The sequence below is a fragment of the Modestobacter marinus genome, assembly GCF_011758655.1.
Taxonomy (GTDB): domain Bacteria; phylum Actinomycetota; class Actinomycetes; order Mycobacteriales; family Geodermatophilaceae; genus Modestobacter; species Modestobacter marinus.
In genome coordinates this window covers 135,199-149,745 of record NZ_JAAMPA010000002.1, presented here as the reverse complement: position 1 = coordinate 149,745, position 14,547 = coordinate 135,199, and the positions used below count along the sequence as shown (strand labels likewise).

Below are 14,547 nucleotides of genomic sequence, written 5' to 3'. Positions count from 1 at the left end.
GGCCGCACAGCCAGGAGTCGGGGTGTTCGGTGTGGTGCGCCGCCGGCCGGACGGGCTGGCCGACGGTGGTGCTGATCCCGCGGCGCGGCGGGACGCCGCTGCAGGCTCAGGTCGGGAGGGGCTCACGCCGGCGGGCGACCGCCGGAGTCACCGGGGCGGGCCCCGGCCGGACCGCCGGCGGCGGCCGACCCGCCGGGCAGGGCACCGGTCGGGTTGCCGGGGGCGGCGGCACCGCTGCCCCCGCCCCCGCGGGCCTTCTTCCGCGGCCGGGCACCGCCGGCGGCCAGCCGCTGCTGCAGCAGGACGGCGAGCACGATGATCACGCCGCGGGCCACGGCCTGCGCCGAGCTGGACAGGTTGTTCAGCGTGAAGACGTTGCCGAGCGTGGTGAAGATCAGCACGCCGAGCACCGTGCCGACGATGGTGCCGCGCCCACCGACCAGCAGCGTCCCGCCGATGACGACGGCGGCGATCGCGTCCAGCTCCAGCAGGGTGCCGTGGGTGGAGCTGCCGGTCGTCGTCCGGGCCATCAGCATGACCGCGGCGATGCCGCAGGTGACCCCGGAGAGCACGTAGAGCCAGACGGTGTGCCGCTGCACCCGGATGCCGGCCAGCCGGGCGGCCTCGGCGTTGCCGCCGACGGCGAAGGTGCGGCGGCCGAAGGTGGTGCGGTTGAGCAGCACCCAGCCGGCCGCGGCGACCAGCGCGAAGATGATCACCAGGGTCGGGATGCCGAGGACGTCGCCGCCGAAGAACTCGATGAAGCTCCGGTCCTGGACGATCTGGGTCCGCCGGTTGGCGAGGATCTCCGCCAGGCCCCGGGCGGCCGCGAGCATCGCCAGGGTGGCGATGAAGGCGACCAGCTTCCCGTAGGCGATGACGACCCCGTTGATCAGCCCGGCCCCGGCGCCCACCGCGATCGCGGTGAACACCATGACGATCCAGTGGAAGTCCGCGGCCATCTGCTGGGTGGCCAGGGTGGTCGCCCAGACCGAGGAGAGCGCGACCAGCGCTCCCACCGACAGGTCGATCCCGCCGCCGATGATCACGAACGTCATCCCGACGCTGACCACGCCGACGACGGCGGCCAGCCGCAGGATCGTCAGGACGTTGTCCACGTCGACGAAGCGGCCGGGCGCGGTGAGGGCGCCGACGACGCAGAGCAGCAGCAGGGCCACGACCAGCCCGAGGTTGCGGCCCAGCGGTCCGGCCAGCAGGCCGGGGCCCTTGCCGCCCCCGTCGGAGGTGCCGCTGGCGCTGCCCGCCGGTGGTGTCGCAGTGGTGGTCTCGCTCATCACGCCACGTCCCCTTCACGGGCGGCGCCCGGGACCGGGGCCGCGCCTTCCATGACCAGGTCGAGCACCCGGTGCTCGTCGAGCTCGTCGGCCCGGCCGCGGGCGACGATCGCGCCGTCGGCGACCACCAGCACGTGGTCGGCCAGGCCGAGGACCTCCGGGATCTCGCTGGAGACGACGACGACGGCGACGCCGCGGTCGGCCAGCTCCCGGATCAGTGCGTAGATCTCCGATCGGGCGCCCACGTCCACGCCCCGGGTGGGCTCGTCGAGCAGCAGCACCCGGCAGTCGCGCAGCAGCCACCGGGCCAGCACGACCTTCTGCTGGTTGCCACCGGACAGGGTGCGGACCTCGCGCTCGACGTCGACCGGCCGAAGGTCCAGCGCCTCGGCCTGGTCCCGGGCGGCCTGCTTCTCCGCCCCGCCGGACAGCAGGCCACCGCGGGCGAACCGGGCCAGGCTGGAGAGCGTGATGTTGCGGTAGATCGGCTCGGTCAGCAGCAGGCCCTGGCTCTTGCGCTCCTCCGGCGCCAGGCCGATCCCGGCGTCGACGGCGGCGGCCACGTTCCCCGGCCGCAACCGGCGTCCGGCGATCTGCACCGTGCCGGTGGTGGCCTTGCGGGCGCCGTAGACGGTCTCGAGGATCTCCGACCGGCCGGAGCCGACGAGCCCGGCCAGGCCGAGCACCTCCCCCGGCCGGACGACGAAGGAGACGTCGCTGAACGTGCCGGCCAGGGAGAGGTCCTGCACCTCCAGCACCGGCTCGGCGGCCTGGCCGGGGAACTCACGGCGGGTCGGGAAGACGTACTCGATCGTCCGGCCGGTCATCAGCGTGATGACCTCCCGGGTGGAGGTGTCGGCCGCCGGCAGCCCGGTGGCGACCGTCCGGCCGTCCTTGAGCACCGTGATCCGGTCACCGACCTCGCGGATCTCCTCCAGCCGGTGGGAGATGTAGACGACGGCGACCCCCTCGGCGGTGAGGTCGCGGATGACCTGGAAGAGGTGCTCCACCTCCTCGCTGTCGAGCACCGCCGAGGGCTCGTCCATCACGATCAGGCGGGCGTCCTGGGACAGCGCCCGGGCCATGCTGACCATCTGCTGACTGGCCGCCGACAACGAGCCGACCTCGGCGGTGGGCCGGATCTCCGGGTGCCCCAGCCGGGCCAGCAGCTCCCCGGCGGCCCGGTTCGCCTGCGCCGGGCGGGTGATCCCGAGGTGGGACCGCTCCCGGCCCAGGAACACGTTGTCCGAGACGGTCAGCCCGGCCACCAGGTCGAGCTCCTGGTAGATGGTCGCGATGCCCAGCGACATCGCCGCCTGCGGATCGCCGAGGGTCACCTGCTGGCCGTCCCAGCTGATCCGGCCCTCGTCGGGCTGGTGCGCGCCGGCCAGCACCTTGATCAGGGTCGACTTGCCCGCGCCGTTCTGGCCGAGCAGGCAGTGCACCTCGCCGGCCCGGACGTCGAGGTCGACGCCGTCGAGGGCCCGGACGCCGGGGAACTGCTTGACGATGCCGTGCATCTCCAGCAGCGGTGCCGCCGACGGCGCGCTCACGCGGAGCCCTCGTGCCAGGCGGTCGGGACGCCGGTCATGCCACCAACTCCAGACTTATGCTCAGCTCTGAACAGAAGTACGTCAGGCGGCACACTATGTCCGGCGTCACAGAGGGGTCAAGGGGCCGCCGCAGCGTTACCGAACCGCAATCGCGGCAGGGCAGCCGGGAGCCCGGCACGTCCGCATGGCGACGGACTGCCCGGGGGACGGACCCGCAGATCAGCGGGCGGTCGGGGCCCCTGCACCGGCGCGCGCCACCTGGTAGGCGGCGTCCTCGTCCAGGAAGCCCTCGATCGCCATCAGGGCCGCACCCAGCCGCCCGGACAGGTCGGGGGCAGCGCTCACCGAGATGTCCAGGGCGCGCGCGGCCAGCGGGAGAGACCGGCCGTAGACGGCCTCCCGGATGCCGGCCAGCAGCGGCGGCCCGGCCTGGGCGACCCCCCCGGTCATCACGATCCGGTGCGGGTTGAAGAAGTTCACCAGGCTGGCGAGGACGGTGCCGATGGTCCGCCCGGCGTTGCGGACGAGCTCCAGGGCCGGCCCGTCACCGTGCGCGGCCAGCTGCACCAGCTCGCGCGTCGTCGTCACCGGCAGCCCGGCCGCCAGCGCGTCGCGGAGCAGGGCGCCGCCACCGGCGATCGCCTCCAGGCAGTTCTCGTTGCCGCACCGGCAGAGCACCGGCACCCCGTGCGGCGGCGGCACGGAGATGTGCCCGATGTCGCCGGCGCTCCCCTGCGCGCCGCGGTACACCTGGCCGTCGACGACGATGCCGCAGCCGATGCCGGTGCCGACCTTGATCACCAGGACGTCCTCGGTCGACCCGGCGATGCCCATCTCGCCCAGCGCCATGACGTTCACGTCGTTGTCGGCGAAGACCGGGCAGTCGTACCGGCCGAACGCGCTGGGGATCGGGTGGTCGTGCCAGCCGGGCATGATCGGCGGGTGCACCGGCCGGCCGGTGGAGAACTCCACCGGACCGGGGACGCCGACCCCGACGGCGCACACGTCGGCCGGGGTCAGGCCCGCCTCGGCCAGCACCACCTGGGCCAGCCGGTCGACCTCGGCCAGCACCGCCTCGGGCCCGTCGGCGATGTCGATCGGGTGGCCGACGGTGGCCAGGATCTCCGCCGACAGGTCGGTGACCGCGACGTCGACGCTGGTCACCCCCAGGTCGACGGCGAGCACGCACCCGGCCCGGCTGTTGAACCGCAGCAGCGTCGGCGGCCGCCCCCCGGTGCTCCAGCCGCGGCCGCCCTCCTCGAGCAGGTTGGCCGCGATCAGCTGGTCGACCCGGGCGCTGACCGTGTTCCGCGACGAGCCGGTCAGCGCGACCAGCTCGGCACGGCTCCGTGCCCGTCCGGTGCGCACGTGGTGCAGCAGCGCGCTGGCGGAGGCGGAGGTGGTGGCCACGACCTCATGGTGGCACGCGCGGCGGCCACCTGACGGAGGTCGTCGTGCGCGCACCGTGACAGCAGCGCTCCCGGGGTCAGGGCAGCGTCCGCACGGCCTCCAGCCGCTGGGTGAAGTGGGTGGCCAGCGCGTCGGCGACCCGCTGCACGCACAGCTCGCCGATGGCCGTCGACAGCCCGTGCGGGTCGCCCATGATCCCGGTCTCGGAGATGGCCCGGACGCCGCCGGTGAACATCCGCTGCAGGAAGGCGTCGTCGACCGGCCCGCTGTACCCGCGGACCAGCCGCTCGGTGCGCACCTGCCCGGGGCGCAGGTGCGCGTAGACGGAGGACTCCGCGACGTCGGCATGACCGCCCACCCCGTCGGGGTCCCCGCCGGCGTCGGCGACGGCGGACCGCCAGATGTCGACCAGGCCGAGGAGGTCGGAGTAGACGACCACCCGGCAGTCCGGCCCCACGGCGGCGTCCAGCCGCTGGGCCATCTCGGCCAGCGGCGCGAAGTTCCCGCCGTGGGCGGAGAAGCAGAGGATCGACCGGAAGCCGTGCGCGGCGAGGCTCTGGCAGTAGTCGGTGTAGACGGCCTCGAAGGTCTCCGGGCGCAGGCTGATCGTGCCGGCGAAGCCCATGTGGTGCGGCGAGACGCCCACCCGGATGGTGGGGGCGACCAGCGCCGTCCCCAGTCGCTGTGCCAGCTCGACCGCCAGCCGGTCGGCGTGCACCGCGTCCACGTCCAGCGGCAGGTGCGGGCCGTGCTGCTCCACCGCACCGCACGGCACGATGACGTCGCACCGCCCGTCCGCGAGCGCGGCCTGCACCTCTTCGAAGGTCATCGTCTCGAGCAGCACGTCGTCTCCTGGGGTCTCGTCGGGAACGGGCTCACGCGGTGACCTGGACGACGGCCTCGATCTCCACCGCGATGTCGAACGGGAGCTCGGCCATGCCGACCGCCGACCGGGCGCCCCGGCCGGCGTCGCCCAGCACGTCGACGAGGAGGTCCGAGCAGCCGTCGATCACGGCGGGCGTGCGGTTGAAGCCGGGCCGGCAGTTGACCATCCCGAAGAGCTTGACCACCTGCCGCACCCGGCCGAGGTCGCCCAGCTCGGCGCGCAGCGCGGCGAGCAGCTGCAGGCCGGTGAGCCGGGCGGCCTCCCGGGCGGTGTCCAGGTCGAGCCCGCCGTCGCCGACCTTGCCGGTGACCAGCGTGCCGTCGGGCCGGACCGGGCCGGTGCCGGAGAGGAAGAGCAGGTCCCCGGCGGCCATGGCCGGCAGGTAGTTGCCGCCCGGCCCCATCGGGGTGGGCAGCTCGATCCCGAGGTCGCGGAGCCGTGCGTCGACGTCCATGCCCGCATCCTGGCCTGCGGCGGCCCGGAGCGGGAGCCCTCGGGCGCGACGGGCTGGGAACATGACCGGGTGCTGCTCGCCGACGTCCTCACCGTGTCCACCGCGGTCACGGCCACCCGGTCCCGGACCGCCAAGGCCGCGGCCATCGCCGGGCTGCTGCGGGCCGCCGGGCCGGAGCAGGTCGTGCCGGTCACCGGGTGGCTGGCCGGGGAACCCCGCCAGGGGCGGCTCGGGGTCGGCTGGCGCACCCTGTCCCGGCTGGGCGGCGGCACCGCGGAGGCGCCGACGCTGACCGTCCCGGCCGTCGACTCGGCGCTGACCGAGCTGGCCGGGACGACGGGGGCCGGGTCCGCGGCGCGGCGCGACGCCGTGCTGGGCGCGCTGCTCGACGCGGCCACCCCGGAGGAGCAGCGGTTCCTGGTCCGGCTGCTCACCGGCGAGCTCCGGCAGGGCGCGCTGGAGGGCGTCGTGCTCGATGCGGTCGCCGCCGCGGCGGAGGTCCCGGCCGCCGTCGTCCGCCGGGCGTTCATGCTCTCCGGCCGGCTGCCGGAGACGGCCGCGCTCGCGCTGACCGGCGGGGTGGCGGCGCTGGAGGCGGTGCGGCTGGAGGTGGGCCGCCCGGTGCGGCCGATGCTGGCGAGCCCCGGGTCGTCGCTGGACGCGGCGCTCGCCGACCTCGGCGCCGAGGTGACCGTGGAGTTCAAGCTGGACGGTGCCCGGATCCAGGTGCACCGGGACGGCGACGTCGTCCGGGTGTGGACCCGGTCGCTGCGGGAGGTGACCGACGGTGTGCCGGAGCTGGTGGAGCGGGTCCGGGCGCTGCCCTGTGACACCGCCGTGCTCGACGGGGAGACCCTCGCGCTGGACGACGACGGCCGGCCGCGCGCCTTCCAGGACACGATGAGCCGCTTCGGCAGCGACAGCGCCGACGCCGGCGTGCTGCTCAGCCCGTTCCTGTTCGACGTGCTCCACCTGGAGGGCCGGGACCTGCTGGACGAGCCGCTGGCGGTGCGGCTGGACGCGCTGGCCGGGCTGCTGGCCGACGACGCGCACGCGGCGCTGCGGATGCCCGGGGTGCGCCGGCCGACCCCGGAGCAGGCGGCCGGCGTCCTCGACGACGCGCTGACCGCCGGCCACGAGGGCGTGGTGGTGAAGGCGCTGGACGCGCCCTACGCCGCCGGCCGACGCGGCAAGGCGTGGCAGAAGGTCAAGCCGGTGCACACCCTCGACCTGGTCGTGCTCGGCGCCGAGTGGGGCTACGGACGGCGCGCGGGATCGCTGTCCAACATCCACCTGGGAGCCCGGGACCCCGACGGCGGCGGGCCGGTGATGGTCGGCAAGACGTTCAAGGGGATGACCGACGAGCTGCTGGCCTGGCAGACCCGGACGTTCCCCGGGCACGCCGCCGAGCACCCCGACTGGGGCGTGCTGCTGCGTCCCGATCTGGTGGTCGAGATCGCGGTGGACGGCGCCCAGCGCAGCACCCGCTACCCCGGCGGCGTGGCCCTGCGGTTCGCCCGGGTGCTGCGCTACCGCCCGGACAAGTCCCCGGCGGAGGCCGACACGATCGACGCGGTGCGGGCGCTGCTCGCCGGTGGGCCGACGGCCGACTGACCGGCCCGGTCCGCCGGGGGCGCGGTCAGCGGCGGTGCCAGTGGACGGCGCCGGCAGCGGACAGCGCGAGGACGAGCATCGACAGCCCGGCGCTCCGGTCCGCCACGTCCCCGCCGCGCCGACCGACCAGGACGGCGGCCCCGTCCAGCGCGGTGAGCAGCAGGGTGACCTCCGTGGTGCGCCGGGCCTGGGGCACGGGGGTGACCAGCAGCGCCGCGCCCATCGCGATGTTCCGGGCGGCGATCAGCCGGACCAGCAGCGGCAGGGCGACGTCGGTGCGCGTGGCGCGCTCGTCGACCCCCAGCACCCGGGTGATCGCCCGCGGGGCGAAGAGGGCACCGGTGCCCAGCCAGATCGACAGCGTCCCGATGCTCTTGCGGGTCACGTCCCAGTTCCACGTCATGACCGGCTGGTGCCCGGCTGCCCGGCCCGCCAACCGGTCGCCACCAGGACCACCACGAACGCCAGGTACGGCAGCGTGGCCGTGCTGGCCACGAAGTCGCTGACGGTGGCGACGGCGAAGGCACCGACGTCGGGTGAGTCCAGCGGCCCGAGCACCCGGTCGGCGCCCAGGGCGGCGACCGACGCCGGGATCGTCAGCAGCGCCGAGACCGCTCCCCCGGTGACCACCCCGGCCAGCACCGTGCCCGGCGCGCGCCGCACCGCCCGCACCGCCAGCGCGGAGCCACGCCGCAGTGCACCGGACGGGCTCAGCCGCCCGCCGTCGAGCAGGCCCGCCACCGCCCCGGTGACCCAGAGCTGGGCGACCAGACCGGTGAGGAAGCCGAGGACGTCGACGACCAGCGCGGCGCTCAGCCGCGGGTCGTCCCAGACCGCCACCTGGCGCAGCACGTCGGGGACGGCGTTGACCGCAGCGGCGGCCGCGGCGGCGAGGAAGGCCGCCGGGGCGTGCCGGCGCAGCAGCCGCAGCGCCGTGCGGAGGGTGCCGACCGTCCCCGGTGCTGGGCTGTCCCCGGTCACGACCGGGTGGCGACGAGGCCGGTCCAGCAGCCGGCCAGCCGGTCCTCCTGGGCGGTGACGGTCAGCCCGGCGGCCCGGCAGGCCGCGGCGAGTGCCTCCGGGGTGGGCCGGTCGCCGTCGGCCGGGTGCCGGGAGACGGCGCGGAGCGGCCGGCTGTCGATGAACCGGGCGGTCATCTCGCAGGAGTAGAACCGGCCGCCGGGCCGCAGCACCCGCGCGACCTCGGCCACCACCGCCCGCCAGTCCTCGGTGTGGTGCAGCACGTGGTAACCGAACACCGCGTCGTAGGAGGCGTCCGCGGCGCTCAGCCGGGTCGCGTCGCCCTGGTCGACCTGCACCCGGCCGCCGAGGTCGCGCACCGCCGCGCGGCAGTCGGCCACGCTGGCGGGGAAGAGCTCGATCCCGTCGGCGTGCGCGGCACCGAAGGTGTCCACCGCCGACCGCAGCCCGGTGCCGCGCCGGCCGGTGCCCAGCTCCAGCACCCGGCCGTCGAGCACGGGGCCGCCGAGCCGCCGCAGCAGCCGGGCCTCGATGCGGGCCTGGACCAGCGCGCGCAGGCGGGCGTCGACCCACCACCGGGTGCCGTCGACGAAGGTGGGCGGGACGCCCGGCGCCCGGCCGCTGGGTGCGGTGGCCGGGCCGGACGAGGGGTGTTCGGAGAGGTCACGCACGCCAGCCGGTGTGCCCGCCGGGGACCAGGCGAAACGAGACGTCCCCGTCGACGGCCCGCCCGGGACCAGGCGGAGTGGCACGGCGTCCCGCTGACGGACCACCCAGGCCCCGGCGGATCGCGGCGCCCCCGCCGACGGATCACCCGCGACCGGCTGGACTCGCACGGCAGCCACGACGGCCCGGCCGGTCGCCGGCGGCGGTCAGCTCCCGCGGGTGCCGGCGTGCCGGCGCCGGCCCCCGCGCGCCGTCGAACCCGGGTCCGCCAGGAGGAGCAGCGCGCCGATGCCGACGGGCAGCCACAGGCTGACCAACCGGTAGACCAGCACGGCCGGCACCGCCTGGCTGGCCGGCAGGCCGGCGGCGACCAGCGCCGAGGCGAGCGCCGCCTCGACCACACCGATGCCGCCCGGGGTGAGCCGCGCGGAGGAGACCAGCGCGCCGGCGGCCCAGGCGAGCAGCAGCCCCTGCCACGGGATCGGCGCGCCGACGGCCACGAGGGCCAGTGCCAGGCCCGCGACGTCCAGCACCCAGTTGGCGAGCGCGAACAGGCCGGCGGCGGTCGCGGTGCCGAAGGACAGCCGGAAGGCGCCCAGCGAGGTCAGCAGCTCGTCGATCCGCCGGCCGACGTCCCGTTCGCGCAGCGACCGGACCCATCGGGCGAGCGCCGTGACGACGCCGGTGGCGAACCGGACGACGACGGTGCGCGACCGCTCGTGCCGGAGCACCAGCACCAGGCCCAGCACCGGCACGACCCCGGCCGCGGTGGCGAAGAAGGCGCCGAGCGCACCCCACAACGACCCGGTCGCCGCGGACCCCACGGCCAGGACGACCGCCAGCGTCGCCGTGGCCGCGATCCCGGAGACCGCCAGCGCCCAGCCCACGAGTGCCGGGCTGTTGCCCAGCGCGTGCAGCCGGCGGTAGGTGTACGCCGCGCTCGCCGGGGCGCCGGCGACCGGCACCGTCGAGGCGATGGTGTTGCCCGCGTAGATGGTGACCGTGGCGTGCCGCAGCGGGACGTCACCGCCGCCGGCGCGCACCAGACCGCGCTGCTGCAGGGCGAGGAAGTGGAGGGAGAGCAGCTGGCTCAGGGCGGCGAGGACCACCCACGACCAGGCGATGCCGACCAGACCGTCCCACCACTCGGCGATCCGGTCCCGGAAGACGACGACCGCCGCACCGGCGGCGACGAGCAGGACGCCCCGCAGCACCAGGTTGCGCACCCGCCGGCGAGCGCGGCGGCGGCCGGTCGGTGACGCGCCGGAGGGCGGGCCCTGCGCCTGCGACGCCCCCGACTCCCCGCCTCCGCTCACCCACACATGGTGGCCGTCACCTGCTGTCGCGTGCACAGCAGGGTCGGGTCTCGACCGGGCGAGTGGCCCCGGTCACGCGCCGCCGGCACGGTCGCGCGCCCCGTCGCGACGCCGGCTCAGGACGGCGGCGGGCGTCGGGACCGTGCCGGCTCTCCCGGCCGATCAGCCGCCCGGTAGCGGGCAGCCGATCCGGCGGTCAGGCCCCGCTGACCAGGTCCGGGGTGAACTGGGCCCGCGCCGCGGCGATCCCCGCGTCGACCTCCTCCTCGGTCGCGGTGCCGCCGGCGCGGACCGCCTCGGCCCAGGCGTCGATCGACCGCGCAGCGGCCTGCTGCCCCGCCAGCGTGTTCTCCCAGGCGGCCGGGTCGTCGACGACGTCCCCGCGGAGGAAACCGGCCAGCCCCAGGACGGCGACGTCCCAGCCGGGGCCGACGTAGAGCGCCCCGGCCCCGCTGCCGACGAACTCGACCGGCACGGTGTGCTCGAGCTCCAGGAGGGTGCCGCCGCCGCGCTCGGACAGCCGCACCTCGACGATGCTGACCGGCCCACCCCAGGTGACGGTGAGCCGGCGCGGCGGCTCACAGCCCTGGACCTCGCCCTCGGCGTTCCCCTCGACGGCGAACGCTCCCCCGGGGCGGAGGTCCCCGGTGACCGGGGCGAACCAGCGGGCCAGCCGCTCGGGGTCGGTCAGCGCGCTCCACACGTCCGGCACGGCCGCGTCGTAGCTGCGCCGGACCAGCGCGGAGACCAGTTCAGTGCCGTCGGGCTCCCGCCGTGACACGACCCGCTCCGCCGCCGCCAACTCGTCCAGGACGTTCCTCATGCGCACTCCTCGGTGTCGGCCGCCGTCCCCTGCCGGGACGGCGACGCCTGGTCCCCGTGGTCTCGTGCGCGCACCCCACGCCGCAGCTCGGTGTCCAGCGCGTCCAGGTGCTGGTCCCAGAAGCGACGGAACTGGTCGAACCAGACGTCGACCTCCCGCAGCGGCGTCGGGTCGACGGCGTAGAACCGCCGGGCGCCCTCGGCCCGCACCCGGGCGAAGCCGCTGTCCCGCAGCACCCGCAGGTGCTGGGAGACCGCCGGCTGCGAGATGCCGAACTCCTCCTGGACGACCGCGGCCAGCGCACCGGAGGCCTGCTCGCCGGAGGCGAGCAGCTCCAGGATGCGCCGGCGAACCGGGTCGCCGAGGACGTCGAACGCGTGCACGTCGACGAAGCTACAGCTGTCGCTTATATAAGGCCAGGGTTAACTGAATCGTCAGGCGGAGGCGACCTTCGGGGCGACCTCGGTGCCCAGCAGCTCGATGCCGCGCAGCAGGTCGGCGTGCGCCAGCCGCGGGTTGGTCATCTGCAGCGAGATCCGGTCGACGCCGCCGAGCTGCCCGGAGATCCGGACCAGCTTCTCGGCCACCGTGTCCGGGTCGCCCATGAAGAAGGCCCCGTTCGGCCCGCTCGTGGCGTCGAACTGCGCCCGGGACGGCGGGGAGAAGCCGCGCTCGCGGGAGATCTTGGCGAACATCTCGTGCCAGCCCGGGTAGATCGTGTCCGCCGCGACCTGGTCGCTGTCGGCGACGAAGCCGAACACGTGCAGCCCCACCTGGAGCTTCTCGGGCGCGTGCCCGGCCTGCGCACCGGCGCGGCGGTAGAGGTCGATGAGCGGTGCGAACTGGCGGGGCTCGCCACCGATGATCGCCACCATGAGCGGCAGGCCGAGCAGACCGGCCCGGGCGAAGGACTCCGGGCTGCCACCGACGCCGACCCAGATCGGCAGCGGGTCCTGCAGCGGCCGCGGGTAGACCCCCTGCCCGGTCAGCGCCGGGCGGTGCCGGCCGGACCAGGTGACCTGCTCGGAGTCGCGGATCTGCAGCAGCAGGTCGAGCTTCTCGGTGAAGAGGGTGTCGTAGTCGCCCAGCGAGAGGCCGAACAGCGGGAATGCCTCGGTGAACGAGCCGCGCCCGACCACCAGGTCGATCCGGCCCTTGGCGATCAGGTCGAGGGTGGCGAACTGCTGGAAGACCCGCACGGGGTCGGCGGCGCTCAGCACGGTGACCGCGCTGCCCAGCCGGATCCGGGAGGTCCGCGCGGCGGCGGCCGCCAGGATGATCGCCGGTGCGGAGTCGTAGTACTCGCTGCGGTGGTGCTCACCGATCCCGAAGGAGTACAGCCCCACGCGGTCGGCGAGCTCGATCTCCTCGAGCAGGTCCGCCATCCGCTCCTCCGGGCCGACGAGGCGCTCCGTGGTGGGGTCGGTCACCGCTGCGACGAAGCTGTCGACACCGAGGTGCATGGGGTCCTCCTGGGGCTCGGGGACGACGAGGGGCGCCGTCCGTCAAGCGCTCAACCACCGGTCGACCCCGATCGTTCCCCGCCGGACCTCCCCGGCGTCCCGAGACCGGGTAGACACGGCGCATGACCGACCACGCCGACGCCCGGCTCCCCCGCCCGGCGGACACCGCCCACCTGGACCAGCTGCGGGCGGCCACCGACCGCGCGGCCGCCACCGCCCAGCCGCTCGCCTCGGCACACGACGGCGCACCCGAGGAGCTGCTCGCGCGGGCCGAGCAGGCGATCGAGGCGGCCTCGGCGGACCTGCTGGGGCTCAGCCACGACCTGCACGCCCACCCCGAGGAGGGCTATGAGGAGCACCGCTCGGCCCGGGCGGTCGCCGACCTGCTTGCCCGGTGCGGGATCGAGGCGGAGGTCGGGGTGTCCGGGCTGGAGACCGCGCTGCGGGCGAGCACCGGCAGCGGCGGTCCGACGGTGGCGGTGCTGGCCGAGTACGACGCCCTGCCCGGCATCGGCCACGGCTGCGGCCACAACGTCATCTGCGCCGCCGCCGTCGGCGCGTTCCTCGGCCTGGCCGCCGTGCTCGCCGACGGCGCGGTCCCCGGGACGGCGCTGCTGCTGGGCACCCCGGCCGAGGAGGGCGGCGGCGGCAAGGAGCTGATGGCCCGCGCCGGGGCGTTCGACGGCGTGGACGCCGTGGTGATGCTGCACCCCTTCTCCTACGACGCCGCGGTGCAGCCCTTCCTCGGCCGCCGCCAGCTGCGGGTCACCTGCACCGGCATCGCCGCGCACGCCTCCGCCCAGCCGTTCATGGGCCGCAACGCCCTGGACGCCGTGGTCGCCGGCTACACCGGCGTGGCGATGCTGCGCCAGCACATCCCGGACACCGACCGGGTCCACGGCGTGATCACCGACGGCGGCCAGCGGCCCAACGTCGTCCCGGAGACGGCCGAGGCGCTGTACTACGTGCGCTCGGCGACCCCGGAGACGCTGGCCGACCTCAGCCGGCGGGTGGAGGCGGTCATGGCCGCCGCGGCGGCGATGACCGGCTGCGGGTACGAGCTGCACTGGGACGAGCTGCCGGCCTACCTGCCGATCCGGGCCAACCTCGAGCTCGCCGCCCGGTGGACCCGCCACCAGGCGCGCCGCGGCCGCACCGCCCTCCCGCCCGGGGTGACCCCGGCGTCGCTCGCCGGGTCGACCGACCTGGGGAACGTGAGCGTCCGGGTGCCCTCGATCCACCCGATGATCGCCATCGCCGACCCGGACACCTCCATGCACACCACCGGCTTCGCGACCGCCGCCGCCTCCCCGGCCGGCGACCGGGCGGTGCTGGACGGCGCGGTGGGCCTGGCGCTCACCGCGCTGGACGCCCTGGTCGACCCGGCCGTGCTGGCCGCGGCGCGAGCCGAGTTCGAGGCGGCCGGCGGCGTCCTGGAGCTGTCGGACCTGCTGGGCTGAGGGCGGGAGCTCAGCCGCTGACCTCGGACGGCGCGTCGCGCAGCTCCCGGTAGAGCCGGGCGAGGTCGGGCAGCTGGTGGTGGGCGTTGAGCCCGCTGGGGTTCGGCGCCACCCACGTGGTGACCCCGCCGATGCGCTCGGGCTGGCGACCCAGCGTGGCCCGCGGCCGGTCGAAGGCCTGCCGCCAGGCGGTGACGCCGAGGACGGCGAGCACCCGCGGCCGGTACCGGGCCACCAGCGCCTCGAGGGCCGCCGCCCCGGCGCGCAGCTCGGCGGGGTCCAGCTCGGCCGCCGTCCGGGTCGGCCGGTCGACCACGTTGGTCACCCCGAGGCCGAAGCGGAGCAGCTCCGGCCCCTCGGCCGGGGTCAGCCGGCGCGGGGTGAGGCCGGCCAGGTGCAGCGCCGGCCAGAACCGGTTGCCCGGCCGGGCGAAGTGCTGACCGGTCTCGGCCGAGCGCAGCGACGGGTTGATCCCGCAGAACAGCACGTCCAGCCCCGGGGCGATCAGGTCGGGCACCGGTTTGGGCCGGCCGGGCCCGGTCTCCTGCTCGGTCATGACGTCCAGTGTCCCGGCCCCGGTGTGCGGTCCCGCCCGCGACGGGGAAGGCTGTCCCGGGCACATCGGC

The 14,547-nt window shown here is 75.7% G+C and carries 15 protein-coding genes; 2 read left to right on the top strand and 13 right to left on the bottom strand.

Going from position 1 to position 14,547, the window contains the following annotated elements; all coding sequences use genetic code 11:
• Positions 1–122 precede the first annotated feature (122 nt).
• The 5 genes from FB380_RS16710 to FB380_RS16690 form a co-directional block, all read right to left on the bottom strand.
• Positions 123–1,295, bottom strand: coding sequence for an ABC transporter permease (locus FB380_RS16710; protein WP_166756492.1), 1,173 nt, complete (start codon positions 1,293–1,295; stop codon positions 123–125).
• On the bottom strand, positions 1,295–2,848 hold the full coding sequence (locus FB380_RS16705) for a sugar ABC transporter ATP-binding protein (RefSeq protein ID WP_229681929.1): 1,554 nt from the start codon (positions 2,846–2,848) through the stop codon (positions 1,295–1,297). The genes FB380_RS16710 and FB380_RS16705 overlap by 1 nt, the downstream gene beginning before the upstream one ends.
• 219 nt (positions 2,849–3,067) lie before the next feature.
• Positions 3,068–4,258, bottom strand: a complete 1,191-nt coding sequence (locus tag FB380_RS16700; RefSeq protein WP_166756491.1) for an ROK family protein — start codon at positions 4,256–4,258, stop codon at positions 3,068–3,070.
• Between the two features lie 76 nt (positions 4,259–4,334).
• Positions 4,335–5,102 carry a creatininase family protein gene (locus FB380_RS16695; protein ID WP_208383659.1) on the bottom strand — a complete coding sequence of 256 codons (768 nt, stop codon included), beginning with the start codon at positions 5,100–5,102 and terminating at the stop codon, positions 4,335–4,337.
• Between the two features lie 31 nt (positions 5,103–5,133).
• Entirely contained in the window at positions 5,134–5,598 is a 465-nt protein-coding gene (locus FB380_RS16690) for a RidA family protein (protein ID WP_166756490.1), read from the bottom strand.
• A gap of 69 nt (positions 5,599–5,667) precedes the next feature.
• Here FB380_RS16690 and FB380_RS16685 point away from each other — a divergent pair, with 69 nt between their 5' ends.
• Complete coding sequence (locus FB380_RS16685; RefSeq protein ID WP_166756489.1) at positions 5,668–7,212, top strand: ATP-dependent DNA ligase; 1,545 nt, start codon at positions 5,668–5,670, stop codon at positions 7,210–7,212.
• 25 nt (positions 7,213–7,237) lie between these two features.
• Here FB380_RS16685 and FB380_RS16680 read toward each other — a convergent pair whose 3' ends face one another.
• The 7 genes from FB380_RS16680 to FB380_RS16650 form a co-directional block, all read right to left on the bottom strand.
• Positions 7,238–7,615: a DUF4267 domain-containing protein gene (locus FB380_RS16680; RefSeq protein WP_166756488.1), complete on the bottom strand. Its 378-nt coding sequence runs from the start codon at positions 7,613–7,615 to the stop codon at positions 7,238–7,240.
• The gene (locus FB380_RS16675; protein ID WP_166756487.1) at positions 7,612–8,193 is read right to left on the bottom strand and encodes a hypothetical protein; all 582 of its coding nucleotides are present in this window, start codon (positions 8,191–8,193) and stop codon (positions 7,612–7,614) included. Before FB380_RS16675 ends, FB380_RS16680 begins: the two co-directional genes overlap by 4 nt.
• Positions 8,190–8,864 carry a class I SAM-dependent methyltransferase gene (locus tag FB380_RS24845; protein WP_166756486.1) on the bottom strand — a complete coding sequence of 225 codons (675 nt, stop codon included), beginning with the start codon at positions 8,862–8,864 and terminating at the stop codon, positions 8,190–8,192. The genes FB380_RS16675 and FB380_RS24845 overlap by 4 nt, the downstream gene beginning before the upstream one ends.
• A gap of 201 nt (positions 8,865–9,065) precedes the next feature.
• Entirely contained in the window at positions 9,066–10,175 is a 1,110-nt protein-coding gene (locus tag FB380_RS16665; protein ID WP_166756485.1) for a lysylphosphatidylglycerol synthase transmembrane domain-containing protein, read from the bottom strand.
• A gap of 196 nt (positions 10,176–10,371) precedes the next feature.
• Complete coding sequence (locus FB380_RS16660) at positions 10,372–10,998, bottom strand: SRPBCC family protein (RefSeq protein ID WP_166756484.1); 627 nt, start codon at positions 10,996–10,998, stop codon at positions 10,372–10,374.
• Positions 10,995–11,381, bottom strand: a complete 387-nt coding sequence (locus FB380_RS16655; RefSeq protein ID WP_166756483.1) for an ArsR/SmtB family transcription factor — start codon at positions 11,379–11,381, stop codon at positions 10,995–10,997. The genes FB380_RS16660 and FB380_RS16655 overlap by 4 nt, the downstream gene beginning before the upstream one ends.
• A gap of 51 nt (positions 11,382–11,432) precedes the next feature.
• Positions 11,433–12,461, bottom strand: a complete 1,029-nt coding sequence (locus FB380_RS16650) for an Atu2307/SP_0267 family LLM class monooxygenase (RefSeq protein WP_166756482.1) — start codon at positions 12,459–12,461, stop codon at positions 11,433–11,435.
• A 122-nt stretch (positions 12,462–12,583) separates the two neighbouring features.
• Here FB380_RS16650 and FB380_RS16645 point away from each other — a divergent pair, with 122 nt between their 5' ends.
• Complete coding sequence (locus tag FB380_RS16645; protein ID WP_166756481.1) at positions 12,584–13,921, top strand: M20 family metallopeptidase; 1,338 nt, start codon at positions 12,584–12,586, stop codon at positions 13,919–13,921.
• Positions 13,922–13,931: 10 nt separating this feature from the next.
• On the opposite strand, the gene mug is transcribed toward FB380_RS16645, so the two are convergent.
• Complete coding sequence (gene mug, locus FB380_RS16640; RefSeq protein ID WP_166756480.1) at positions 13,932–14,477, bottom strand: G/U mismatch-specific DNA glycosylase; 546 nt, start codon at positions 14,475–14,477, stop codon at positions 13,932–13,934.
• Positions 14,478–14,547: the final 70 nt, after the last annotated feature.

Coding starts and splice junctions, on each gene's coding strand:
- FB380_RS16680 (WP_166756488.1), bottom strand. CDS start 7,615: ATGACGTGGAACTGGGACGTGACCCGCAAGAGCATCGGGACGCTGTCG.
- FB380_RS16645 (WP_166756481.1), top strand. CDS start 12,584: ATGACCGACCACGCCGACGCCCGGCTCCCCCGCCCGGCGGACACCGCC.
- FB380_RS16650 (WP_166756482.1), bottom strand. CDS start 12,461: ATGCACCTCGGTGTCGACAGCTTCGTCGCAGCGGTGACCGACCCCACC.
- FB380_RS16710 (WP_166756492.1), bottom strand. CDS start 1,295: ATGAGCGAGACCACCACTGCGACACCACCGGCGGGCAGCGCCAGCGGC.
- mug (WP_166756480.1), bottom strand. CDS start 14,477: ATGACCGAGCAGGAGACCGGGCCCGGCCGGCCCAAACCGGTGCCCGAC.
- FB380_RS16660 (WP_166756484.1), bottom strand. CDS start 10,998: ATGAGGAACGTCCTGGACGAGTTGGCGGCGGCGGAGCGGGTCGTGTCA.
- FB380_RS16690 (WP_166756490.1), bottom strand. CDS start 5,598: ATGGACGTCGACGCACGGCTCCGCGACCTCGGGATCGAGCTGCCCACC.